The sequence below is a fragment of the Pedobacter sp. T50_32 genome (genome assembly GCF_057652195.1).
The window spans coordinates 1-25,038 of sequence record NZ_JBYFBY010000003.1; the positions used below are offsets into that span (position 1 = coordinate 1).

Here is a 25,038-nt window from a genome sequence, read left to right on the forward strand (position 1 = left end):
GTTGCACAGGTTCGCCAGCAGTTTGGGTGGTCAGTTTGACACGGAATCCCATGGTCAGTTTCTCCGAAATATACAGAATAGGAGCAGAATTGCTAATTAACTTAGAGATCGCCACGTCGCTACGCTTCTCGCAATGACGCCGAGTTGAAAAGGCAGTGCAAATAGCATTGGCTTTGCTAAGAACGAAGGATGGCCTCATTAAATCGACGTTAAGAAAACTAGTTGCTTACAGCGTTTAAAATAAAAAGCTGTTTGAGCGTAGCGAGTTCTTTTTATTTAGCTGTTGCGACTTGTTTTTAGGAGATTTTATGCAGCCTAGATTTTTGCTTCTTTTCATCAATGGAAAAGAAAAATGATTAAAAGCCTTATTTTATGCCTGATAGTTAATTGTTTTTATAGGCGGCATGTTTCGCTAGCGCTCAGGTTTTGTCAACTTTTGTATCAAGACAAACTGCGAAGTATTCTTAAACCGAAGCTGAAAGCTGAGTTCTTGAAAACCATTGAAAAGATAAACACAATTAAAGAAATTACATCAAATGAAAAATTCATTCATATGAGTTAAAAACAAAGGGTAATAGTAAAAACCTCTCTGCCTTCGGCATATCTCCTTGAAAAGGAGAGAGAAGTGAAGTCTAACACATGCTACACACCACCTACACATATGGTCGGCACAAGAACCACACAAGAACAACACATAAACAACACCAGAACAACACATGATCGACTTACGCAGGTTCCGAAAGAAATGCTATTTAGCGCAACTTAGATACTAATCAGCTTAAAGAAGTAAAAGTGTGTTTAAAGGCGAACAATGAATTGTTTGTAAATTACAAAAAGCTTAATTCAATAATCAATGACCAATAACCTCCCGACGTATCGGGATTTCACTTCGTTCAAAATATTCAATAATCAATGTAGCATGATGTTAAGGGGATTTTCAAAGGTGTCCCCATTGCGGGGAGGATAATGGTTAATTGTAAATGGTTAAGGGTTAATCACCAATGAGCCAATGAACTAATGAACCATATACGTTTGTCCGCTTTTTGTCCGCCGTTTTTCTTTGTAGAATTGATATGTAGCTATAGTTTTACGACTTATCAAATTACTCTTAAAGCTTATGCATACTAAAAAAATCTCAGTTGCTATTGTTTCTACATTTTTATTGTTTGTTACCAATTTAGCTTTTGCTCAACTTAGCTGGGCTCCATTTGTAAATTATAATGTCAACTTTTATCCTGTAGGGATGATCACTGCCGACTTTAATAACGATGGAAAATTAGATGTGTTAGCTACCAGCTTTACAACAAACAATATGTCGTTATTATTAGGGAATGGTGATGGTACATTTCAACCCAATATTACTATAGCTGCCAACACGTTCACTATTCATTTGGCCAAAGGAGATTTTAATGGAGATGGAAAAATTGATTTCATGGTAGTGAATTCAAACCGTATTAGCGTTTATTTAGGAAATGGCAATGGTACTTTTGGTACACCAATATCGTACGTTAATGCAAATGGATCAATTAGAGGGATAGTTGTTGCTGATTTTAACAATGATGGAAAGCAAGATTTTGCAGCTACTAACAATTCTGCCAGAACTGTGGCTGTACGCTTAGGCAATGGCGATGGTACATTTGCTGAAAGAATAGATGCGCAATTGGCTAGCAGTGAAATCCCTTACGGTATGGCTTGTGCTGATTTTAATGCCGACGGCAAGCTAGACTTAGTTACCGCAAATAATAACGGTACGGCATCGATATTGTTGGGGAACGGACTTGGGGCTTTTACAGTATCGGCAACACAAATGGTGGGCACCGACGCTAGAAATGTTTATACTGCGGATTTAAATGGCGATGGGAAAATGGATTTTGTAACTGCGAATTATCAAGATTTAAAAGTTTCGGTATTTTTAGGTAATGGAAACGGGACCTTTGCAGCTAAGGTGGATTATGACACGCTAAGCGAAGCGAGGGCTTTAGCTATTGCAGATTTTAATGGCGATGGTAAACTAGATTTGGCTACTGCTAATGAGGGAGATTTGTTTCCTGGTAAGAGCATTTCCGTTTTCGTAGGTAATGGAAATGGTACATTTATGCCTAGAATAGATCATCATACTGGAGTAAAATCTGAAGATATTCTAGCTGCAGATTTTAATAACGACGGGAAAATAGATATTGTTTTTCAAGATCAGCACGGTAATAATACAGGTGGTCAACCTCAGTCGAAGATTAAGACGATGCTAAATATCACCGTTTTGCCTGTTTCTTTACTGTCGTTTAATGCGCAAACTAAGGGAAACCAATTGATTGTTGATTGGCAAACGGCTACTGAAGCCAACAACAGTCATTTCATTGTGCAAACCTCTATTAATGGTAGCCGCTGGACTGACGTAGCTACTGTACCGTCTAAGGCCGAAAAAGGAAATTCGTCTGCAATGTTGAATTATAGTGTAAGCTATCCATTAGAGACCTTAAGTTTGGCTGGTTTTGGCTTACTGGGTTTATTATTTCTGCCAAAAGTGAGGAGCAGATTTTTGAGGTTTGCTGTGGTGTTATTAGTGATTGCTGGATTTGCAGCATGCGCTAAGGTAGATCAATCTGCTAGTTTAGATAAGCCACTAAAGACAGGCCAGACCATCTATGTTAGATTGGCTCAAGTAGATTTGGATGGGAAAGTGACGTATAGTAGTGAAAAGACAGTAAAACAATAATCAATTAACTAATAACCAAGTACCAATAAGCAAGTTCCAATAATCAAAATCGAAATAGCAAATAATTGTAGCATTTCTTGAATAAAGCTACCAATATCCTGATAGCGCAATAAAGAGGTGTGGTCTCCTTCACTTGTCTTGGCTCACGCTGCTTTTTTGCTTGGTGGTGCTTAGCTTAAGTTGGTGCATTGGATATTTTGGTGCTTTCTTCTGCGATAACCTGCTAGGCCGGATTGGCGTGCTTGGGAATGGCTGTGGGTCTCAAATGCTTTTTTATCTTCTTTTGGCTTGAACCAAAAGAAGCAAAAGTTCAAGGCTTGCATCTTTTCTTGAATAAAGCTACCAATATCCTGATAGCGCAATAAAGAGGCGTCGTCTCCTTCACTTGTCTTGGCTCACGCTGCTTTTTTGCTTGGTAGTGCTATGTTTATGGATTTACAACGGATATTTCGGTGCTTTCTGCTGCGAAAATCTGCTAGGCCGGATTAGCGTACTTGGGAATGGTTCAGTGGATGAATGGAAGGTCGTTCCTTTATGTTGCATTAAGATCCCAGACTAAATCTGGGATGACGTTGTAGGAGTGGCAATGGTTAAAGGTTAGTGACCAATGAGTAAGTATCAAGTTTCCTCCCGATATATCGGTAATCGACATCACAGGGAGGAGGGAAATGACCAAGTATCAAATTCCAATAATCAAAATACGTACGTTCCAAAATAAGTGATGTTAGAGTAGTTGAGGTTGAGACTGAGGTTAAGGTTGATGAACTTTGAGATATCTCCTCATGCTTAGTCGATATGACGAGGAAGGAGAGAATGACCAGGTTTCAATTCCAATAATCAATGAGTTTAATAGATGTCTCGAAACTCGACATGACGGGGGCATGGGAAGTATCACAGCTTAAAGCAACAATTGCTAAGTACGACAGAACGGCCTCAGCGTATCGACGTTAAGAAAATTCAATAAGAGTAGCGTATAAAACAAAAAGCTGTTTGAACGAAGTGAGTTCTTTTTGTTTAGCGTATCGTTTGAATTTTTAGGAGAGACGGTGCAGCCTTGATTTTTTGTCAACTTTTGTATCAAGACAAAAGTTAAATAGCGCCCATCACATACATATTCTCCATGGTAGGAGTCGGGCTGCCGCCACGTTTCTCTAGCGTAATGGCAAAGGCCTGTGCAGCATTAACTGCAGACATCTTTTGCACTGCTGTAGTAGAATCTTGATCGAACACACCTAAACTTACGGGCTTTCCATCTACAATGGCCCATAATTGATATTGTTGGTCTTGTGGTGCTTTTGGCAAGTTTTCTAGCGTAAGGTACACCTCATTAGATTTCTGCTCGAAATACACCATTGCCTTCATGTCAGGATGTTTTTCTACACCTGCTAGCGGAATGGTTTTAATGGCAGGGTTATTCACCATTTCCCATTTACTCCTTAAATTGTTAAGAGCAATTTCGTTGGTTTTTTGGGTAGTGCTTAATGTGGCTAGTTCTGCCTTGAAATCGTTTTGCGCATTGTTGAAGTAAAGGTTCAAACCTATACTGGCAATCAACAATAAACTAGCAGCAATGGCGTACCACTTTAATGGCGATTTATTACTTTCTGCAGGTATTGACGGATATAATGGGGTAGATTCTACTTCTTCCAAGGCTGGTGTAGTGTGGTCTGCCTGTGCTACCGTTCCGCTAGTGTTAGCGTTAAGTTCGCCAGGCTCTTCCTGTATTTTAGCCCATATCGTTTGTTTTAATGTCGGGGGTGGGGCAATAGCTTCCCTCGATGCAAAATCCTCTAGGGTTTTTTGTGCATCTAAGATGGCCTGCTGTACTTCTGGGCTGTGCTTTTGGATACAATCCAAAATGCGCACTTCTTCCTCAGAAGCTAATCCCATTACATAGGCTTCTATAATTCCCGACGATATGTATTCCTTAATATCCAATTTTTAACTGTAATCTTTTAATAAACCCTTAAGTTCAATCAAAGCATTCCGCGTTCTGGTTTTCACCGTTCCAATAGGAATATCGAGCCTTTCGGCAATTTCCTGCTGGGTGTAGCCTTTAAAATAAGCCAGTTCGATCAGTTCCCGCCACTCTTGCTTTAATTGTAACAACACTTCCTTCATCCCAATATGGTCTACTTTAGGCGTAGTTGCATACTGTTCGCTATCACTTACGAATTCTGGAATACTTTGGTTTTTTTGTTCATTCTGGAAACCTTTGGACCGGATGAAGTCAATTGCCGTATTTCGTGCTAAATTAATCATCCAGGTGTACAATCGCCCCTTTTCGGGATCAAATTGTTTGATGTTCCTCCAAATTTTTACAAAAACATCTTGCAACACCTCATTGGCATATTCCGTTTCAGCCACCACCTTGTTAATAATCCCGTAGATTGCAGCCGCATAATTATCGTAGAGATAATTAAATCCTTTCTCGTTCTGTTGCATTAACAGTAATACGATTTCTTGTTCGGATAGCTTAATCTGGTTGTTCAAGGATGTCGGTGTCTTTAACAAATATAGAAAATTATATAGCACAACCAACGGGAATGTCTTTTTGTTTGGTTTTGGTAAAGAAATAGTTAGAAGATGCTGATTTGAAGTTCTTTTAGCTCCGATAGATTGAGAGGCTATCGCCAGCGAAAACCTTAATTTTCTTCTTGAACTTATGTTAATTAGATATTGAAGGGTAGTACCATAAGTGATGTTGTAGCTTTTCTAGTCTTGGTTTATTGATTTTGAAAAAAATAATTGGCAATGAAAACCGAATACTAGCAACTTTCCGTAAGTGTAAGCATAAAACAAATTTTAAATCCTAAAAATTAAACATCATGAAAAAGTTAACAAAAATTGCCATGCTTGGCTTATGCTCGGTAAGTATGTTATTTGCAAATGGCGTAATGGCGCAAAGCACTAGCAAAACAAAAACAGTAATGGTTGGTGGAGCAGCTATGTACCCAACTAAGAACATTGTAGAGAATGCGGTAAATTCTAAAGATCATACTACTTTGGTGGCGGCAGTAAAGGCAGCTGGCTTGGTAGAAACCTTATCTGGTAAAGGACCATTCACCGTTTTGGCGCCAACTAATGCGGCTTTTAATAAATTACCTAAAGGAACAGTAGATAACTTGGTGAAACCAGAAAACAAGGCTATGTTAACCAAAATATTGACTTATCACGTGTTGGCAGGTAACTATAGTGCAAAAGAGATCTGGGCTGCGGTGAAAAAAGGTGCTGGAAAAGCTACCATGAAAACCGTGCAGGGAGAGAATTTAACTTTCTGGACTAAAGGTAATGACCTTTATGTGAGAGATGCCAAAGGTAAGGATGCTAAAGTAACCATCGCCGATGTGAACCAATCTAACGGGGTAATCCACGTGATAGACGCTGTATTAATGCCATAGTTTTCGTTTTAATTGTTATAGTCAAGAGCCCCGATTTCGGGGCTTTTTTGCGTTTTGTGAATTATAGCGAGTGTCCCCTTTTAAAGGGGGATTCAAGGGGGAGGAATGAGATACGTGCATACCATACACATTGGCGGGGACGCCAACGTAGGCACAAAGTGACTTCGATTTGTCAATAGCTTAAAACACCCCGCCCGTTGGGCACTTCCCGATATATTCAATCGTGTGGACAAAAATATTAAGATAGTTCTGTCTCTATGCTGTGAATATTCAACTTTTGAAGCATCAAAAGTTTACAAAAATGCTTGTCAATCCCGCTATGTGCCTTCTCACGGGCTATTGCACATCAAAAAAACAGCGGCACTTCGTTTAATCACAGTTTTTGTTTTATTTTTTTGTTTGATTGAGCCCTTCGGGGTTTGTTCGAAAGTTCTAACTGAAAGCTTGAGTAATTTTGACACAAAACCGCTGCGTTTTAGGTTTGGTATTACAACTTGCTACTTTGTGCTCCTGTTTTTTTGATTTTGCTGGCACTGGAGATTGACCGTCGTCCTTAGAGCAAAAAACAGTGATTACCGACGATATCTTGCAAATGTGCTATAAAAATGTGTCCACAAGGCAGATTATCTGTAGGAATGGCCGACTTAATTCCAATCTTGTAAAGGGGTGGTCGAAGACCGGGGTGTTTATTTAGCTCGGTACAATAGGAATTGAACTCAAGATAATAAAAGAGGATAATTTACACGTTGGCGGGGACGCCAACCTAGGCGTGAGGTACAGATATAGGTTCCACAGCGAATGTAAACTGTTCAATAGCTTAACTACACGTTGGCGAGGACGCCAATGCGAGCAAAAAAATCCAAAACTTGTGGGAACTAAAAACAATCGAACAACAGAGCAATCTAACAATTCAACAATAACCAAAAAATAATCCAACAATATTTTTCTCTTTTCAAAATCCAAATCCATACGGTTCTCGTAAGTGCTCTTAATCAACCGTTTATTTCAAACCTTAAAACCCGTGTTATGGATAACTTAAATGAGAACCAAACCACATCACCTCAATCTACCGATATGATGGATGCCAAGTTACAACGTAGGGCATTTTTACAATATGCTGGTGCTGGCGCAGCTGTGATGGCTTTAGTGGCAGCTGGCTGCAAGAAAGATCGAAACCCTGTTATGTCTTTTGGTGCCACCCTTGATTTTAAAGACGATTTCGGTGTGCTTAACTATGCCTATGCGCTAGAGCAACTGGAAGCCGCATTTTATGTAAAGGTAGCTTCTGCCCCTCCATCTACCTTTACCCAAGCCCAGGTGAACTATTTTAAAGATGTACAGTTTCATGAAATTGCGCATCGCGAATTTTTGAAAAAAGTATTGGGTACTGCCTCTATCGGAAACCTGGAAGTAGATTTTTCTTCTATCAATTTTAGTGATGGTCCTAGTGTGTTGGCAGCTGCTAAAACCTTCGAAGATTTGGGGGTTGCGGCCTACAACGGTGCCGGTGTAAGACTTAAAACAGATGCTTATTTGGTAGCAGCTGGTCAGATTGTTTCTGTGGAAGCTCGACATGCAGCATGGGTGAGAGACCAAATTAGCAATGGTAGTTTTGCTGATCTATCTAGCTTAACTGGCTTAGGTGCAAATGTAGCTGGCGGATTGGATGCAGCTTTAACGCCTGATAAGGTGCTGAACGCTGCTAGCAAGTACATCAAGACCAAAATCAATGTGATCAACCTTTAACCTTAAAACCTAGAAATCATGAATATTATCAATATATTAGATGAAATTGAAAAAGTAGATGGCGAGATTTATGAGCGTATCAGTCCGAGAAGAAGAGCCATGCAGGATTTTTTTAATATCGGAAAGAAAATCTCTTTAGCTGCCATGCCGCTTGCCTTAGGTTCGTTATTCAATAAAGCTTACGGTCAGGCTACACCAACCGCCGTAAACGAGGTGTTAAATTTTGCATTGACATTAGAGTATCTAGAATATCATTTCTATAACTATGCCTTGGTATCTACTCCTAATTTAATTCCTGCGGGAGCGCCTAAAACAGCTATAACAACTATCAGAGATCATGAAAAAGCACACGTGGATTTATTGAAAGGTGCTTTGGGTACTGCAGCAAGAACACCGCTTGAGTTTGCGAACTTCGATTTTACCGCTGGTGGTACTTTCGGTACGGTATATAGCGATTATAGTACTTTCTTAAAAGTTGCTACCGCTTTTGAAGATACAGGAGTGAGGGCGTATAAAGGTCAGGCGCCAGTATTGAAGGGAAACGCGGTGTTGACTACTGCATTGCAGATCCACTCGGTGGAAGCTCGCCATGCTTCGCACATCCGTCAGATGTTGGCTGCTAATGGTGCGCCTTCCTTGAAGCCTTGGGTAAGTTTAGGAGCAGGTGGTGTTTCTAATGATACGGGTATTGCAGCGGTTGATCCAGTGTATGCTCGTGAAAACACGACGATACAGGCCACTCACGAAATTACAGGTATTAATGGAACTGCCGTGAGTAAAGCCAATGCTGCAGAGTCTTTTGATGAGTTTTTAAGCAAAGCAGAGGTAGTGACTATTGCTAATTTATTCCTTAGAACAGGATTTAAATTGTAGTGCTTTAATACCAAACTCCTATTATGCCCTTATTATTCATTAGCAGAGGTTCAGCAGCTTTTGTTTTGAATAGTAGGGGTTTTTTTTTGGCGATTTATTTTATTTATTCTTCTTTTCCATTGATGAAAAGAAGCAAAAATCTAGGCTTGCACCTTTTCTTGGATAAAGCTACCAAATATCCTGAAAGCGCAAGAAAAAGGCGTTTGCCATTCACACGTTCTTCCCTCACGCTACTTTCTTGCTTGGTGGTGCTAGCTCTTAATTAGTGCAATGGATATTTTGGTGCTTTCTCCTGCGAAAACCTGCTAGGCCGGTCGTCGTACTTGGGGATGGTTTTTGTTACTACACATTTCCTTTATTGCATCGTCATCCGACCTTTTTACGCTGATAACTTTACGGCTTGTGGACTAATGAACAATTGAACCAATGAACTAATAAATAATTATAGCTAACTTTAAACATGAACCACGCTACACAACTAGCCGAAAGATTTAGGGAAGTTATTTTAAACGGAACTTGGATAGCCAATACCAATTACAAAGATCAATTAGACGGTTTAGATTGGCAAATTGCAGTAAAACCTGTGCAGAATCTCAATACTATTGCCGTGCTGGCCCAGCATATCCATTATTATATTAAAGGAGTGAAAGAGGTGTTTGAAGGAGGTGAATTGACGATAAAGGATTATTTAAGTTTTTATTTTCCTCCTATTACTTCTCAAGAACAGTGGGGTAAATTTTTAACTACCTTTTGGAGAGACGCCGAAACATTTGCTGATTTAGTGGCTGATTTTTCGGAAGCTCGGTTGAGCGAATACTTTGTAGAAGAAAAATACAGTACTTATTTACGTAATGTAGATTCGATGATAGAACACAGCTATTATCATTTAGGACAGATTGTGTTAATAAAGAAGATGCTTTCTAATTAACAGTTTTCAGTTAACAATTTTCAATTGGAATTGCTAGTTCCTAATAATTTAACAATCCCAAACAATTTAACTGTTTTTCTTATTGTATAGGTACATTTTAACGAGATACAATCATGGAAAATCAGGAACAAGACAATAAAGCGAAATCAGCAGAAGCAGCACCAAAACCTACTGATGAGGTGCAATTAACGATAGAAACCGTTACACCCGATACACATCAATCGGTTCCGGAAACACCTGTAGATAGCGGGAAGATTGAAGAGAAAATGGAAGGTGCGAATGAGAATAAGGAAGTTAAAGAGGTTTTTAATGAGAAACATGCAGCCGATGTTGATGAAGAGGTTGTAGAAGATGATAAAAAGGAGAGCGGGGAGGATGATGCAGCGGGAGACGAAAAAGAACTCACTGAAGACGAACAAAAAGGTGATGATGATGGAGAAGGGGATATCAGGGATAGCATTGAAACTGTTGCACCGTAGTTTTACTTTTGTCTTGATACAAAAGTTGATAAACCTGAGCTTCAGCGAAAGTATGCTATTTCTTAATCTTACTTTTTTCATTTGATGTTTATGTCTTTAGTTGAATTCAAGAATGCTGCGCAGTTTGGCTTGAACCAAAAGTAACAAAAGTTCAAGGCGTGCATCTTTTCTCGGATAAAGCTACCAATATCCCGAAAGCGCAAGAAAAAGGCGTTTGCCATTCACACTGTCCCCGCTCACGCTGCTTTCTTGCTTGGTTGTGCTAGCTTTTAGTTTGTGCTACAGATATTTTGGTGCTTTCCCCTACGAAAACCTGCTAGGCCGGTCGTCGTTTTTGGGAATGGTCTTATTAGTTTTGCAGTTTCTTTACTACGTCGTCATCCCGACCTTGCGGAGGGATCTTTGAGCTTTATAAAGGTACCAATATCCCGATAGCGCAAGAAAAGGACGTTTTACCGATCCGGCTGCTTTTGGAGTGATACTGGTTGAAGATCATAGGCTGTGCACCATGTTATGTCCCCCTTTGGAGGGGGATTCAAGGGGGAGGAATTTAAGATTGTCTATGTTAATCCGCTTTACTTTCCTATATCGCAGCTAACAGTTAACCAACAATCAGCGCCTTATTTGTAACCCATCACATACTTACTCAAATCCGCTTGATGCGACTTTTTACGTTGCAATTCATGTTCATAAATGCTTTGCCCTAGGTTTTTCATGAAAGGATAACAAACGGTTTCGTATTCGTATTTACCATCGTTGTAAATACCGTCTTCATTACTTTGTACTACTGCAGTAAGGAAAAACTCAACGTTGTTTTTAAAATCTACGATGTAGGCATTATCGATAATGAAGCCGTAACTATCTCCGTATTTATTGAAACTGCGAATGCTTGGATCTATCACTGCATTCTTGTCCCTGCCGTAGAACAACATCTTTGCATAAGTTGGCCAAAATTCTTTCGCATCATATTTTGGGTAATCGCTCTCTGTAGGTAACTTGCTCATAAAGGTATAAATGAGTTTGTAATCTTCAGATGTTAGGTTGAAACGCTCTTTTGCAGCATACGCCTCAGGCATCATTAGACGCTTCATTAAAGATTGTTGATCTTTAATAGTGAAAACATTCTTGTTTTCGAAGCTGTAGGGTTTGTTTACCAATTGGTCTTTGCTATCCATATAACCTACACCTACAATAAGGTTACTCAATGCTAGCGGATAATTGTTGGCATCGTATTGTGCCGGTTTGCTGTAAACTAACTTCTCGCCATCGTAGAAACGGATAGGGTTAGTGTTCTTTTCACGTTCGCCGCTATCGCCTATGGCCAATCGGTTAAGGATACGACTTTCAGTCATGCTATATTTTTTCAGCTTCGCATTGATTTCTGCTCTGCCAATAAACTCAAATAAACGGTTGTAGGCATCATTATCACTGGTAAGCAGTACTTTTTTAATATAATGGGCTAAGGTTGGTTTGCCATCTGCCGAGCTTTCATCTTTGTTTACTGCGGTTTGTCCTTTAAAAGCAGTATCAGTAATCATTGTGCTTTGCGCCGTTAATCCAGGTACTTTCAGTTCATTCACTTTCTCTAACGCAAATATCACTGCAGCCAATTTTACTGTGCTGGCAGGATAGAAGTAATGTGTAGGATTAATGCGATAACTAAAAGTTTTAAAACTTGGCTTGTTATTTTTATCACGATTGACCTGCGTATACATCACTTGTATCTCGTTCTTGTTGGGATGGTTAAGGACGCCAGCAAAGAGTTCGGGTTTGCTTTCTAATAACTGCTTAATAAAAGTGGTGTCGGTTTGTTGAGCCATTGTTTTTGAGCTAATTAGTAGTAATAAACAAAGTAAAGTTTTTTGCATGATGGTTGGGTTGATGAGTAAAGATAGGGTTAGAATTATCAATGAAACAATAATCAATATCCAAATTTGACAATGACCATCAATATAAATACTAATGAACGATGAGGATTTTCCGATTATGAACTAATTTCTAAATTGCGAATAATCAATACACATTTTGGAAACATATCATTTTCACAATTAGGCTTAAGGCTTACAGTATTTCTCGATCAATGGAATAACGGCAGTACTTCCAAGTTCTTCAGCTTTAGCCCAATCTGAACATGCACCAGCTTTATCATCTAATACATATTTACAAATCCCTCTCTTGTATAACGATTCCGTATTTGTGTCAACTTTTTCTAGAGCTTTGTCTAATAGGCTAAGAGCCAATTTATAATCGTTATTTATATAGGCTGTATTTGCCTGTTGTAGTAAGAAAAAATCCCCAATATCACCAAAGTAACTTAATTTGCAATGTCTTATTACACTTACTGGTTTGCCATTTAAATAAGCCGGTGACCACATGTTTTCGGTTTTTTTGAATGCTTTTTCAAAAATCTCTTCAAACTTAGGTCCCAAACTTTTTAATGTTTTTATGCTATCAATTTTACCTTGTTTATTGATTATAAAGCTAACAAGATGATAACCCTCTTTCGGTTTCTTTTTGTTGGCAAGTTCATAAGAAAAGAAAGTATTTAAATCTGTTCCTGCAAACTTTGGATATAGCTTTTTACTAGTGTTATAAATGGTGTCGTTATTGTTGATAAGATGGATATCTTTTTTCCTTAAGGGAATACTATCCATAAATTTGCTTTCAGGAACAAATGTATATTTTAAAGCGTTCGGATTTTCATTATACGATTCATTACTTTCATGCATGATTAATCTGTTGGGAGTTAATTCCTGTATTTTGAACTTATTAACTGGATAGTCAGCTTTTGTACGGATGTACAGCATGTTGCCTACCAGATTGGCGACGGTTTCAGTTCCTTCACTTTCATAGTAACCAGACGTAAATAGAGCAGAGTTTTCTTTAAAAGTATATTTTGAATAAGTATATTTTACTATTTCTTTATCGGAAAGCTCTTCGCCATTTAGATAGGTTACATTAGTTTTAACCCATGTACCTAATAATTTTGTTGGGTCTATATCTGGTATCTGAGCGATTGATAAAATATTGCAAAGCAATAAAATGACAAAAAAGAGATAACGCATAATCTAGCTATTTATATAACAGGTTATCGAAGTTAAAAAAATGATTTGTTTTGAGAAAATTTCTAATTTAACATCAACCAATTAAACAGTTAAACAATTAACCAAAAAACACTACCTTTGCATCGCTTTTGGTTCTTGTTGGTTACGCTTCAAGATTAAAAGGGAATACAGTGTAAATCTGTAACTGTCCCGCAGCTGTAAGCTCTATAACTGTTTCGCTATTCTAAGCCACTTTCTAACTCAGAAGGGAAGGCGGCAAACAGGGAGTAAGTCAGAAGACCTGCCTTAGCATATTAAAATTCATAGCTTTCGGGGATTGAAGCTAGGAGTGATGCCAGTATTTTACTTGCTCCTTAATTTCTGCTTGCTGTGGGTACTAACTCACAAAATGGTAAAAGACAAAATAGCCGAGAGGCGCCTTGTTTATGTTTGTTGCTTTATGGCAATGTTTGCCTGCTTTTGTCCAATTTGGAGCTATGCGCAGGTAGATACGACCAATACGCAACAGCTAAACGAAGTACGTATCAACGCTAAAAAAAACAACTTCATTTTAAATTCACCTACACCAGTACAAATTGTTGCTGGCGAGGAGTTAAAACGTATCAATAGCTTGTCAGTTGCCGATGCAGTGCGTTATTTTTCTGGGGTACAATTAAAAGATTATGGAGGTGTTGGCGGATTAAAAACCATCAACGTACGTGGTATGGGTAGCAACCATACTGCTGTATTTTACAACGGCGTACAGTTGGCAAATGCACAAAATGGACAGGTAGATTTAGGAAGATTCTCGTTAGAAAATATGGAGGAGATTTCACTCTATAGTGGTCAAAATAGCAATTTATTGCAACCTGCGAGAGCTTATGCATCGGCAAGTTTACTTTACCTAAAAACCATGGCACCCAAATTTGAAGGCGATGAAAAACATCAGTTTAAGGTTGGTTTAAAAGGTGGCTCGTTTGCTTTCATCAACCCCGTTTTAAACTATAATTATCGCATTGCGGAACGAACTTTTCTAAATATAAATGGAGAGTTGCTTAACTCCAACGGCAAATACAAATATCGCTATACAAACCAAGTTTACGACACCACAGTAGTGAGACATGATGCCGATATTTTTGCAAAAAGAGCAGAAGCTAGTGTACATCATTTGTTTAGGGATAGTGCAAAAATGCAAGTTAATTTGTACAACTATAACAGTAACAGAGGTATCCCAGGGGCAATTGTTGCCAACAAATTTAGGTTTAATCAACGCCAGTGGGATGATAATTTCTTTGTACAAACCAGCTATCAGACAGCCGCCAATAAAAGATATCAGCTTTTGTTAAATGCCAAATATGCATACGATTACACCAGATACATAGATCCAGAATTTAATATTCCTGTAGGTTTAGATAATCGCTATGCAAACCAAGAACTTTACTTCTCGCTAGCTAATCAATACCATATTAACTCATTCTGGCAAGCTTCTTTGTCGAGCGATTATGCCAGACAAGATTTAGATGCCAATTTGGACGGATTTTCTTATCCGACAAGAGACACTTGGCTGGTGGCATTAGCGAGTGAATGGCATTGGCAGCGTTTTAAACTACAGGCAAATGTGTTGCGCACTTATGTAAATGACAGGGTGCAAACGAATATTCCGGCGGGTAAAAAAACTGAATATACGCCAACGGTATTGGTTTCTTGGCAGCCTTTAGCTACATCAGAACTGCGTTTAAGGGCTTTTTATAAATCCATATTTAGGATGCCAACTTTTAACGACCTGTACTACACCTTAATTGGCAATGCCTTTTTAGTACCAGAATACACAAAACAATACGATATCGGTTTTACCTACAGCAAAAACTTTAGCGGCACCTATTTAAAAGGAATTGCTTTGCAAAGCGATGTTTATTATAACCAAGTAACTGATAAAATTGTAGCGATACCGTCACGAAATTTGTTTAGATGGAGCATGACAAACTTAGATGAAGTTGAAATTAAAGGATTGGAGGTTAACTTGCAGACATTCTGGACGTTTAACCAAGTTTCGGCAGCATTAAAAATGAACTATGCGTATGAACAAGCTTTAGATGCAACCCAAGGCGGAACTGCTTATCGTCAACAAATTCCGTACATACCGCTACATAGTGGCTCGGCTACGGCAAATGCGAATTATAAAACTTGGGGAGCTAATTATAGTTTTATCTATACTGGCGAGCGATATAACCAAAGAGCAAATACACCAGCTAATTATGTAGAGCCTTGGTATACGCACGATATTGCTTTTCATAAAACTTTCGGCAATAAAAAGGTGAATTATCGTGCATCGGCAGAAATAAATAATGTGCTTAATCAGTATTACGATGTGGTGTTGAATTACCCGATGCCGGGCAGAAACTATAGATTTTCGATATATGCAAATTTTTAAAATACACATACAATGAATAGAACTTTACGTAAAACGGGTATTTTGGTTTTGTTGGCGGCTTCGCTTTTCTCTTGTAGAAAAGATAAGGTAGCGCCAGAGCCAGAGGAAATAGCGGCAGTTAGTGGGCTTTTTGTACTTAACGAAGGCAATTGGGGATCGAACAAGTGCGATTTAGACTTTTATGATTTTAGCAGTGGTATCTATAAAAGAGATATTTATAAGGCTGCTAACCCAGAGGTAACTTTAGGTTTAGGCGATACTGGTAACGACGTAAAAGCTTACGGATCTCGTTTGTACATCGTAGTAAATGGCTCTAATAAGTTAGAAGTAGTAAACGTAAAAACTGCAAAGAGAATTGGGCAGGTAGATATTCCGAATTGTAGAAATATCGCTTTCTACAAGAACAAAGCTTATGTTACTTCTTATAATGGTTATGTAGCGGTAATTGACACAGCTGCCTTAACTATAGGTACACAAATAAACGTAGGCAGGCAACCAGAAGAATTGGTAGTAGTTGGAGAAAAGCTATATGTAGCTAACTCGGGTGGCTATACATCAACAAATTATGATAGAACGGTTTCGGTAATTGATTTAAATACTGGTACTAAAACCAAAGATATAGATGTGGCTATTAACCTGCATCGTTTAAAAGCAGATAACTATGGTGATTTGTATGTGAGTTCTCGTGGAGATTATGATAAAATTGGTTCTAACCTATACGTGATAGATACCAAAACAGATGCCGTTAAAAAGAAGTTTGATATAGCTGCTAGCAACTTTGCAATTCATAAAGATATTGCCTACGTATACAGTGCCGAGTGGAGTAATAGCACAGGTAGTTATGTTATTACCTACAACAAAATTAATGTAAAAGATGAAGTTGTACTGCCAGGAAGTTTCATTACTGATGGCACACAAACTAGTATCATGATGCCTTACGCGATAGCTGTAGATCCAGCGTCTGAAGATATCTACGTAACCGATGCCAAAGATTATGTAACCCCAGGGAAATTGCATTGCTATTCGTCTTCTGGAAAGTTAAAATGGTCGGTTACTACGGGAGATATACCTGGACACATGGTTTTTGTTAAATAAGTAGAATAAAAAATAGATGAATATGAATAAGATGAATTACTTGAAGCTTAATTTCTTCGCATTATTAACTTTTGCTGTAACGCTTGGTGCTTGTAAAAAAGATAGAACGGAGAGGGATTACGAAAAGGAAGTTGTAACGAAAGGTATCTACATGCTAAACGAAGGTACTATGGGAAATAACAATAGCAGTATCACTTATTATGATATTGATAAAAAGACAGTAGTGGCAGATTTTTATCAACAAGTAAATGGCAGTAGGTTAGGAGAAACAGCAAACGACCTGCAAGTTTATGGCAGTAAATTGTATTGCGTTGTGGCAGGTATAGGCGGAAAGGCTCAATCTTTTGTAGATGTAATGGATGTAAATACTGGAAAATCTATCAAAAGAATACCTTTTAATACCGCAAATGATGGTTTCTTGCCACGTCATATTGCATTTTATAGAAATAAAGCATACGTGTCTAGATATGACGGAGTAATTAGTCGTATTGATACTGCTAGTTTAACAATAGATGCAGATTTACAATTAAAAAATGGGAACGATAATGCTGCCGGGTTAGAAGGTTTAGGCGTAGCCAATGGTAAATTATATGTTGCTGGTTCAGATTATTATTTGTCTAGTCACAGTTTGAAAGACAAAGTTGTAGTAATTGATTTGGCAACATTCACTAAAACTAAAGATATTACGGTTAATTACAATCCTCAGCAAATTGCTGTTACAGCAACTGGCGAACTGTTCGTGAACTCTTGGGGTAATTACGTCAATATTTTACCTGCTTTACAGAAAATTAACAGTACAACTGATGTAGTTGCACAAACTGAAAGTGCTGATCTGGGAACATTTAAGATTGTTGGCGATCAGGCTTGGGCTACACAAGATGTATATAGTGATAAACCAAAAGTAACAGCTATCAATATTGCTACTGGAAAAATGGGCGCTGCACTTGTTACCGATGGCACTTCGATCGGAACTCCTTATGGTATAAGCATCAATTCACTTGATCAGAGTGTAGCAGTTGCAGATAGCAAAACAAGTAAAGCTTTTGTATTTGGTAAGGACGGGAAAGTTAAGTATAGCTTCGCAACAGGTGCTTTTCCAAAGGCGGCGGCTTTTACTTATCGCACCAGATTTATCTCAAATGATTAGTCAGTAAATAGCTATTCAAATATCCATCAATAAATATATTAACAATCCAATATTACATAAATGAAAAAGTACCTTTTACTTCCGTTATTACTCGTAACCCTATTATTTTCTTGTGGTAAAGATAAGCAAGAACTGTTTCCAGATTTGAAGATGGAAGTGACCGATAAAGCTTTAACCGTTGCAGTGAATACCGAAAAGAAATTTGCGGTAAATATCCCCAATGGAAAAACTTTAAACAACGAGTGGACTTTAGATAACGCTGTAGTGAGCAAAGAAACGAGCTACACTTTTAAACCTACGCTTGCAGGCGATTACACTTTAGTTTACAAAGGCAGTAACGATTTAGGTAGTTTCTCATACACTTATCAAATCAATGTGCCTGTGCCAGTAAATGAGCCAGGAGCAAATAGTAGTAAATATATCAGCAGAGTTTTCGAATACTTGCCAGCACCAGGACAGCATATCAATCAACCTACAGTTGGTTCGCCAGAGCAAGCTCAAAAATTGGTTGGTGGTACATCAAACTCTGTTTCTTTAGGTGGTTTTGGTGGTTACATTATCTTCGGTTTCGATCACTCTGTGAAAAACCAAGAAGGTTACGATTTAGGTATTTATGGTAACCCAACCGGACCAAGTAACGCTTCTGCAGAACATGGTATTGTAATGGTTAGTCAAGATAAAAATGGTAACGGTTTACCAGATGATGAATGGTATGAATTAGCAGGTAGCGAATATAGTAAGGCAACTACCATTAAAAATTACGAAATTACTTACACCAACCCTAAAGCTTCAACAAATGTAGCTTGGACTGATAATCAAGGCCAGTCTGGGGAAGTAATCAACATCTCGAGAGGTGCTAGAAACTATTATCCTTTGTTCGCAGCTAACCAAGATAGAATTACGTTGAAAGGTACTTTGTTGCCATCTACCAGTTTAAGCACCACAGGATTAATTATTAATAGACCTTTTGAATGGGGATATACTGATAGTTACTCTACAGGAGATGATTTCGCTAAAAATGGCTACAACAGTTTTGATATCTCTTGGGCAGTAGATAAAGACGGTAAAAAAGTGACGTTGAAGACAGTAGACTTCATTAAAGTTTATACTGCACAGAATATTAATGCAGGTATTCTAGGTGAAATCTCAACAGATATTAGAGGTGCTGTAGATTTAGGTATAAAGTAGTTTCAAAAAGAGGTTAAATTAAAATTATAAATGTTAAACACACAAAGATTGAAAAGACAGTTGATGTTACTTGGCTTAGTTGCGCTAAGTCTTGGAGCATGTAAGAAAAATAATATTGAAAATGCGGACAAGCTCGTCTTTGCCGAAATTAACAATGCTACATCGACCATAAAAACCGATGAAACTATTATTTTAAACCCGAAAGTAATTGGACCTTCGGCCGCTTATGAGTGGAAAGAAAATGACAAGGTGGTTAGCACAACTGCGGCTTATGTTTTCCAAAGGGATACACCCGGTGATTATGTAATTAACTTAAATGTAAGTAATTCGTCTAGCACAAATTCTATTACTTATAAAATTAAGGTGGTAGGCAAATACACTAATGGAATTCTCTTAATAAATGGTACAGATTTGAATGGAACTGGAGGCGGTAACATATCGTTCTTAGATGAAAATGAAAATTTAAAACTAGACGTTTTTTCAAAAGAAAACAATGGTGTAAAACTGTCTTCATCTGTAATGGGGTCATTTAGATATGGCAATGAACTATTTCTAAGTTCTACGAGTAGTCCATTTATTCAGTCTGTTAGTGATGAAACGCTAAAATTGAATAGTACAATTACAACATCGGGTATTACTGGTGTTACTTACTTTGCTACAGTTGATGGAAAAACAGGTTTTGTAAACAGCGGCACCAGAAGGAAGCTTGGTTTTTATGCTGTAGATTTAACAGCGAAAACTATAAGTTCCACAGCGCTTACTGGCACAACAGATGCTACTTTGTTACCTATCACAACTGTTAATGGGAAGTATTTAACACCCTCATTAAAAACTTTGGTGAAGGTAGAGAACGGTGCAGCTCAAACTTTGTTTACTTATGCCGAGAATGTTGCTGGTGTAGTAAAAACCTCAAACAAACAAGTTTGGGTAGGAGTGGCAAAGGGGGCTAGTCCAAACGCTAAGTTGATAAGATTAGATGAGAACTTTGTTGTGCAGGAAACTGTAGATTTAGGCAATACTTTTTTGTTGCCTCCAAATGGAATTCTAACTGCTTCTGGTGCCGATGAATTTATTTACTGGCAAGAAACATCGACTGGAGATTTTTGTCGATTTAATACCACAACAAAAGCAGCAGAAAAATTTGTGAGCCCTTCGGTAGATGGGTTAGTTTTTGCAACTGCTTGGAAGGTAAGCCCTAAAACAGGCGAGTTATTCCTGGCCGACAGTCCTGGGTTATTTGGCTTGGGCGATGCTTTTAGTGATTTATATATCTATGGTAAAGATAAAAAGCTGAGGAAGAAAATTGCAAAGGCAGGTTATCAGATTGTAGATGTTGTGTTTCCTAAGTAGTTTTTACTAACTTTGTATCTCAATTAGTAGAAAAATGGAAAGAAAATCAAACGCTAGACTTTTAGTATTACTAACATTTATTGCTGTTGTAATAGCTTTAAGAATGGTAGCGCCACTTTCGTCAGATTTTAGCATGCTTGCAAATTTTACAGGAATTGGTGCAGTAGCTATTTTTAGCGGTAGTTATTTCAGGAACAAATTTGCAGCTTACCTTTTGCCAATGTTGGTATTGCTATTAAGCGATTTAGGTTTGGCTGTGGTAATGGGTAAAAGTTGGGCGTTTTATACAGGCTGGTACTATACTTACATCGCATTTGCTTTAATGGTATTGGTAGGGCAGCTTTTAGTAAAGAAAGTAACCATTGGTAATGTGTTTGCAGCGAGTTTGGTTGGCGTTTTTATCCACTGGATAATTTCTGATTTCGGTGTTTGGTATGGCTCAACATTCTATCCTCAAACCCTTGGAGGTTTCTGGGCTTGTTTAGTTGCAGCAATTCCTTTCGAGCTTAAATTCCTTTATGGCACCCTAATTTATGGTGTGATCATGTTCGTAGGTTTCGAAGCATTAAAATCTAAATTCCCATCGCTAAAATATAGTTCAGCGATAGCGTAATTATAAAATATAAATTGAAGCCCTTTTGTAGCAATGCAAAAGGGCTTTTTTTATTAGTTTTATTTAATGAAGAAGAAAATTGTGGTTTTAACGGGAGCGGGCATTAGCGCAGAAAGTGGCTTGAAAACATTTAGAGATGCCGATGGTTTATGGGAAGGCTATAACGTAATGGATGTGGCTACTCCGGAAGCTTGGTATCGAGACCCAGCCTTAGTGCAGCAGTTTTACAACGAACGAAGAGTGCAGGTAAACGCAGCGCAACCTAATGCAGCGCACATCGCATTAGCCGAATTGGAGCAACAGTATGATGTTTCCATCATTACACAAAACATTGATGATTTGCACGAACGAGCAGGTTCTACAAATGTTACGCACTTACACGGTGTAATCACTTATGCACAATCTTCCAAAAAAGCTTCCTTAGTTTACCCCATCAAGGGGGACGAAATTAAGATGGGCGAGTTGTGCGATTTGGGTTCGCAACTGCGTCCACATGTGGTATGGTTTGGCGAAGCAGTACCAATGATTGAAAAAGCTGCTGAAATTTGTGCACAGGCAGATATTTTTGTGCTCATCGGAACTTCGTTAGCAGTTTATCCAGCCGCAGGTTTGATTGATTACGTACCTCACCAAGTTCCCAAATATATCATCGACCCTAAAATACCACCAGTTGCTGGGTTAGCAAATGTGATTAAGATTGAGCAAAGTGCAACAGCAGGATTGAAGGAATTAAGTTTACTTTTGAATTGACCTATACAATTGTGTCAGACTGAGCTTGTCGAAGCCTTAATTAGTATTGCAAACACTTCGATAAACTCAGTGTGACAAGCTTTGTGCTTTGACGTTATTTATTAAACAACTTGCTTAAATTTGGCTTAATACCAAACGTTAGCGGCATAGTAGTAAAGTTTCTATCTTGTATTTTTTGAAAGCCATTCATGTAACTTACCTCTGTAAAGATTGACAGTCCACCTAAGCTATATTCAACGCCAGCGCCACCTTCTAACATTGGCATAAAATGACTTTCGTTACTTAGGTTAACTTGTAATGTGGTATTATTTACATTAGCCTTTGGTGTAAGAATATAACCACCGCCACCACCAGCAAAGCCATAAAAAGCAAAATTACCCACCATTTTTCGGTAACCTAAAGCTACGTTAAGTAAATAGGTTGTAGCTCTGCCGTTTTGGGCCGTGTAGGTAAAATCTTCATCTGGTCGGGCAGCATTATAGGTAAAGGCATGCAAGCTAAATTTGGGATACAAGAACAAACCTCCGTTGCCTAATCCTAAGTTTAAACCTAAAGTTGTAGATATTTTCGGACCGAATATATCTGCTGCATCGCCAACTGGAATAGAGGTACCCACACCACTTACGGTATAAAGTTTATCTGTGCGGGTCTGCGCTTTAGCAACTGAAAAACTAATTAGTAGGATTGCGATGATAAAGGTGAAGTGTCTGCTCATAACTAACAAACAGCAGCTTACACCATTTGTTTTGAGCTATTTTTCTGACGGATTTTTTTTGCTGGCCAATAACTTCTCAATCATTTTGGCAATTCTGTCTGTTCTGGTTTTTTCTTGTTTAGCAGTTACAATCCACAAGACATATTCTTTACGGTGCGAATAGGCCAATTGCTCATAAAAGGCTAAAGCAGTAGGGTTTTTCGATAATGTTTCTTTTAAATCTTCCGGAAGGTTTACGATTTTATTAGCTACATCAATGTATTTACCGTATTCATTGTTAGCGATTTCGGCATTGCCTACACCAGATTTCTTCTGACTGCTTGCTGTTTTAATTCGTAGTCCCGTCCATATTTCGTTTACAGCAGCAGAGCCGCAAGGAGCGAGGTTGTATTTAGCTAAATCACTCCAAGATTGCATTAAGTTCAAATCAGCAGCTAAGGGAGTTTTTGCTTTGGGGTAGAAAATCCAAGCAATGGTTTTATCACCAATAGATTTGTGGATAGCTTCCAAAGCAGCAAACATATCAGCTTTTGTAATAGCGAAAACCAAGTAAGTATCGCTATTCTTTTCGGTTTGATAGCTAAAATTTACATCCGAAGGAATTTCTCCAAATATCGCAGCTGCATTTTCTGGTGCATTAACCACACTTACTTTAAAGCCATGTTTAATCTGCAGTTTCTTTAAAAATTGATTTTCCATTTGCTTTTTTTGTTTGCCACAGATGCACAGATATTTAATAAATACGCTATTTGAATATTTTATCTGTGCATCTGTGGCTAAGGTCTATAACTTCAATTTAGCAAAGAAATCCCACAAAACAATACCTGCGGATATCACAATATTAAAAGAATGCTTAGTGCCAAACTGCGGAATTTCAATGCATTTATCAATCTTTTCCATCGCCTCATCACTTACACCATTTACTTCGTTGCCAAATATCAAAACGTACTTCTCGTCTAAAGTTGGCTTGTTTACATTCAGCATTACACTGTTTTGCGCTTGCTCTATCGCAATAATTTGATAACCCAACTTGCGGTACTTTTCAATAGCAATCAAAGTATCATCAATGTGTTCCCATTCTACAGACTGCGTAGCACCTAAAGCAGTTTTTTCAATTTCACGGTGTGGCGGTTGTGCCGTAATGCCACAAAGAACCACTTTTTCGACAGAAAAACCATCAGCAGTTCTAAATACAGAACCAACATTGTGCATGCTACGTACATTATCTAGCATAATCACAATCGGAAGTTTTTCCTGCGCTTTGAAACCCTCTATATCAACTCTGTTGAGTTCGTCTAATTTTAATTTTTTCATATTTAATGTTCAAAATTTGTAAGGTTGGAACGTTGAAATGTTGTGCCAACTGTTTACTTTTAACTGCCAACTGCTCTAGGTCCATCGCCAATATCTTGTACATAAATAGTAGCGTGGTAACCAATTTTGTTAAAATAATCTTCTGATAAATGCTTTGCAAAATCTTCTTCATATCCCTTTTTAAGCAAAGCGATTGCACAACCGCCAAAGCCAGCGCCAGTCATACGGGCACCAATTACGTTAGGGTATGTCGCACAAAAATCTACGATAGTATCCAGTTCAACGCCACTCACTTCATATAATTCCCTCAACGATTGGTGCGATGCATACATCAGCCTACCAAATTCTTCTAAATTTCCATCATTTAAAACCTTCGCAGCCGCATGTACTCGGTCATTTTCTTTTACCACGTGAGTTGCACGTTTCAGCACAGTTTCATCAGTAATTAAATGGCTGTGCAACGCAAACTTTTGAGCATTTAAATCACATAAATAATTAATGTTGATTTCCTGTTGCAATGCAGAAACTGCCTGCTGACATTCTTCTACACGTTCATTATACTTAGAGTCTGCAAGCTCGCGGTGTTTGTTGGTATTGATGATGGCCAGCGAATAATCACCTAAATTACAATCCACCATTTTGTGCTTTAAAGTGCCACAATTCAGGATAATCGCTTTGCCTTTTTCTCCAAAAGCAATAGCAAATTGGTCCATAATACCAGAGTTTACGCCAATAAAATTATTCTCAACTCGTTTAGAGAGCTTAACTAACGAAAGTTTATCAAGCCCTAATTGGAAATAATCATTTAAAGCAAAAGCAGTAAGTACTTCAATTGAAGCAGACGAAGATAAGCCTGAACCTATCGGGATATTTCCATAGTAAAATAAATCGAGCCCTGTGCATTGCCAATCATCATTTTGTAACTCATTAATCACTCCTAATGGATAATTGTACCATTCTTTTCCTGTTTTTTCAAATTGATGTTGAACAGGGATTTCTGCATAATCGTTAAAATTTGCACTTGCAAACCGAATTACGCCGTCATTATTAGGTGCAAAGTATAGCCAAGTGCCCGAAGTTATAGCACAAGGCATCACTAAACCACCGTTGTAATCAATATGCTCACCAATCAAGTTCACGCGTCCTGGTGCAAAGTAACTCACTTGGTGCGCTCTGCCATATTTTTGTTGAAATAATTCGCTTATTTGGTTTTCCATGTAAGATGAATGCTGATATTTACTATTATTGTAT

General features: G+C 38.2%; 22 protein-coding genes and 1 riboswitch. Of the genes, 13 read left to right on the forward strand and 9 right to left on the reverse strand.

What is annotated here, in order from left to right:
- Nucleotides 1–199 (reverse strand): hypothetical protein (locus AC23ME_RS10655; protein ID WP_487727752.1); only part of this gene is annotated, 199 nt, incomplete at its 3' end.
- A gap of 918 nt (nt 200–1,117) precedes the next feature.
- On the opposite strand from AC23ME_RS10655, the gene AC23ME_RS10660 reads away from it, so the two are divergent.
- Entirely contained in the window at nt 1,118–2,713 is a 1,596-nt protein-coding gene (locus tag AC23ME_RS10660) for an FG-GAP repeat domain-containing protein (RefSeq protein ID WP_487727753.1), read from the forward strand.
- A 1,089-nt stretch (nt 2,714–3,802) separates the two neighbouring features.
- On the opposite strand, the gene AC23ME_RS10665 is transcribed toward AC23ME_RS10660, so the two are convergent.
- Together AC23ME_RS10665 and AC23ME_RS10670 are read right to left on the reverse strand one after the other, a co-directional pair.
- Nucleotides 3,803–4,651 carry an anti-sigma factor gene (locus AC23ME_RS10665; protein ID WP_487727754.1) on the reverse strand — a complete coding sequence of 283 codons (849 nt, stop codon included), beginning with the start codon at nt 4,649–4,651 and terminating at the stop codon, nt 3,803–3,805.
- A 3-nt stretch (nt 4,652–4,654) separates the two neighbouring features.
- Nucleotides 4,655–5,206: an RNA polymerase sigma factor gene (locus AC23ME_RS10670; protein WP_487727755.1), complete on the reverse strand. Its 552-nt coding sequence runs from the start codon at nt 5,204–5,206 to the stop codon at nt 4,655–4,657.
- Nucleotides 5,207–5,541: 335 nt separating this feature from the next.
- On the opposite strand from AC23ME_RS10670, the gene AC23ME_RS10675 reads away from it, so the two are divergent.
- From AC23ME_RS10675 to AC23ME_RS10695, 5 genes are all read left to right on the forward strand, one after another.
- Nucleotides 5,542–6,114 carry a fasciclin domain-containing protein gene (locus AC23ME_RS10675; protein WP_487727756.1) on the forward strand — a complete coding sequence of 191 codons (573 nt, stop codon included), beginning with the start codon at nt 5,542–5,544 and terminating at the stop codon, nt 6,112–6,114.
- 1,026 nt (nt 6,115–7,140) lie between these two features.
- Complete coding sequence (locus tag AC23ME_RS10680; RefSeq protein WP_487727757.1) at nt 7,141–7,860, forward strand: ferritin-like domain-containing protein; 720 nt, start codon at nt 7,141–7,143, stop codon at nt 7,858–7,860.
- Nucleotides 7,861–7,878: 18 nt separating this feature from the next.
- A complete protein-coding gene (locus AC23ME_RS10685; RefSeq protein WP_487727758.1) occupies nt 7,879–8,733 on the forward strand; it encodes a ferritin-like domain-containing protein in 855 nt (284 codons plus the stop codon).
- A 460-nt stretch (nt 8,734–9,193) separates the two neighbouring features.
- On the forward strand, nt 9,194–9,661 hold the full coding sequence (locus tag AC23ME_RS10690) for a DUF1572 domain-containing protein (protein WP_487727759.1): 468 nt from the start codon (nt 9,194–9,196) through the stop codon (nt 9,659–9,661).
- Between the two features lie 113 nt (nt 9,662–9,774).
- Nucleotides 9,775–10,140 carry a hypothetical protein gene (locus AC23ME_RS10695; protein ID WP_487727760.1) on the forward strand — a complete coding sequence of 122 codons (366 nt, stop codon included), beginning with the start codon at nt 9,775–9,777 and terminating at the stop codon, nt 10,138–10,140.
- Between the two features lie 620 nt (nt 10,141–10,760).
- Here the strand turns inward: AC23ME_RS10695 and AC23ME_RS10700 are convergent.
- Nucleotides 10,761–11,960 (reverse strand): serine hydrolase, encoded by a 1,200-nt coding sequence (locus tag AC23ME_RS10700; RefSeq protein ID WP_487727761.1) that lies wholly within the window; start codon nt 11,958–11,960, stop codon nt 10,761–10,763.
- A gap of 234 nt (nt 11,961–12,194) precedes the next feature.
- Nucleotides 12,195–13,205, reverse strand: a complete 1,011-nt coding sequence (locus AC23ME_RS10705; RefSeq protein WP_487727762.1) for an energy transducer TonB — start codon at nt 13,203–13,205, stop codon at nt 12,195–12,197.
- 112 nt (nt 13,206–13,317) lie between these two features.
- A riboswitch (cobalamin riboswitch) is annotated at nt 13,318–13,507 on the forward strand.
- A 137-nt stretch (nt 13,508–13,644) separates the two neighbouring features.
- On the opposite strand from AC23ME_RS10705, the gene AC23ME_RS10710 reads away from it, so the two are divergent.
- The 7 genes from AC23ME_RS10710 (at nt 13,645) to AC23ME_RS10740 (ending at nt 21,758) form a co-directional block, all read left to right on the forward strand.
- Complete coding sequence (locus AC23ME_RS10710; protein ID WP_487727763.1) at nt 13,645–15,615, forward strand: TonB-dependent receptor plug domain-containing protein; 1,971 nt, start codon at nt 13,645–13,647, stop codon at nt 15,613–15,615.
- 12 nt (nt 15,616–15,627) lie between these two features.
- Complete coding sequence (locus AC23ME_RS10715) at nt 15,628–16,710, forward strand: YncE family protein (RefSeq protein ID WP_487727764.1); 1,083 nt, start codon at nt 15,628–15,630, stop codon at nt 16,708–16,710.
- Nucleotides 16,711–16,732: 22 nt separating this feature from the next.
- On the forward strand, nt 16,733–17,857 hold the full coding sequence (locus tag AC23ME_RS10720) for a DUF5074 domain-containing protein (protein ID WP_487727765.1): 1,125 nt from the start codon (nt 16,733–16,735) through the stop codon (nt 17,855–17,857).
- Nucleotides 17,858–17,917: 60 nt separating this feature from the next.
- The gene (locus AC23ME_RS10725; protein WP_487727766.1) at nt 17,918–19,045 is read left to right on the forward strand and encodes a PKD domain-containing protein; all 1,128 of its coding nucleotides are present in this window, start codon (nt 17,918–17,920) and stop codon (nt 19,043–19,045) included.
- Between the two features lie 30 nt (nt 19,046–19,075).
- Entirely contained in the window at nt 19,076–20,395 is a 1,320-nt protein-coding gene (locus AC23ME_RS10730) for a DUF5074 domain-containing protein (RefSeq protein WP_487727767.1), read from the forward strand.
- 34 nt (nt 20,396–20,429) lie between these two features.
- Nucleotides 20,430–21,008: a DUF6580 family putative transport protein gene (locus tag AC23ME_RS10735; RefSeq protein WP_487727768.1), complete on the forward strand. Its 579-nt coding sequence runs from the start codon at nt 20,430–20,432 to the stop codon at nt 21,006–21,008.
- A 66-nt stretch (nt 21,009–21,074) separates the two neighbouring features.
- Nucleotides 21,075–21,758, forward strand: a complete 684-nt coding sequence (locus AC23ME_RS10740; RefSeq protein ID WP_487727769.1) for an SIR2 family NAD-dependent protein deacylase — start codon at nt 21,075–21,077, stop codon at nt 21,756–21,758.
- 94 nt (nt 21,759–21,852) lie between these two features.
- Here AC23ME_RS10740 and AC23ME_RS10745 read toward each other — a convergent pair whose 3' ends face one another.
- The 4 genes from AC23ME_RS10745 to AC23ME_RS10760 form a co-directional block, all read right to left on the reverse strand.
- Nucleotides 21,853–22,473, reverse strand: a complete 621-nt coding sequence (locus AC23ME_RS10745) for an autotransporter outer membrane beta-barrel domain-containing protein (RefSeq protein ID WP_487727770.1) — start codon at nt 22,471–22,473, stop codon at nt 21,853–21,855.
- A 36-nt stretch (nt 22,474–22,509) separates the two neighbouring features.
- The gene (locus AC23ME_RS10750; protein WP_487727771.1) at nt 22,510–23,172 is read right to left on the reverse strand and encodes a YdeI/OmpD-associated family protein; all 663 of its coding nucleotides are present in this window, start codon (nt 23,170–23,172) and stop codon (nt 22,510–22,512) included.
- An 84-nt stretch (nt 23,173–23,256) separates the two neighbouring features.
- Nucleotides 23,257–23,787 carry an RNA methyltransferase gene (locus AC23ME_RS10755; RefSeq protein WP_487727772.1) on the reverse strand — a complete coding sequence of 177 codons (531 nt, stop codon included), beginning with the start codon at nt 23,785–23,787 and terminating at the stop codon, nt 23,257–23,259.
- Between the two features lie 59 nt (nt 23,788–23,846).
- Entirely contained in the window at nt 23,847–25,004 is a 1,158-nt protein-coding gene (locus AC23ME_RS10760) for a galactokinase (protein WP_487727773.1), read from the reverse strand.
- Nucleotides 25,005–25,038: the final 34 nt, after the last annotated feature.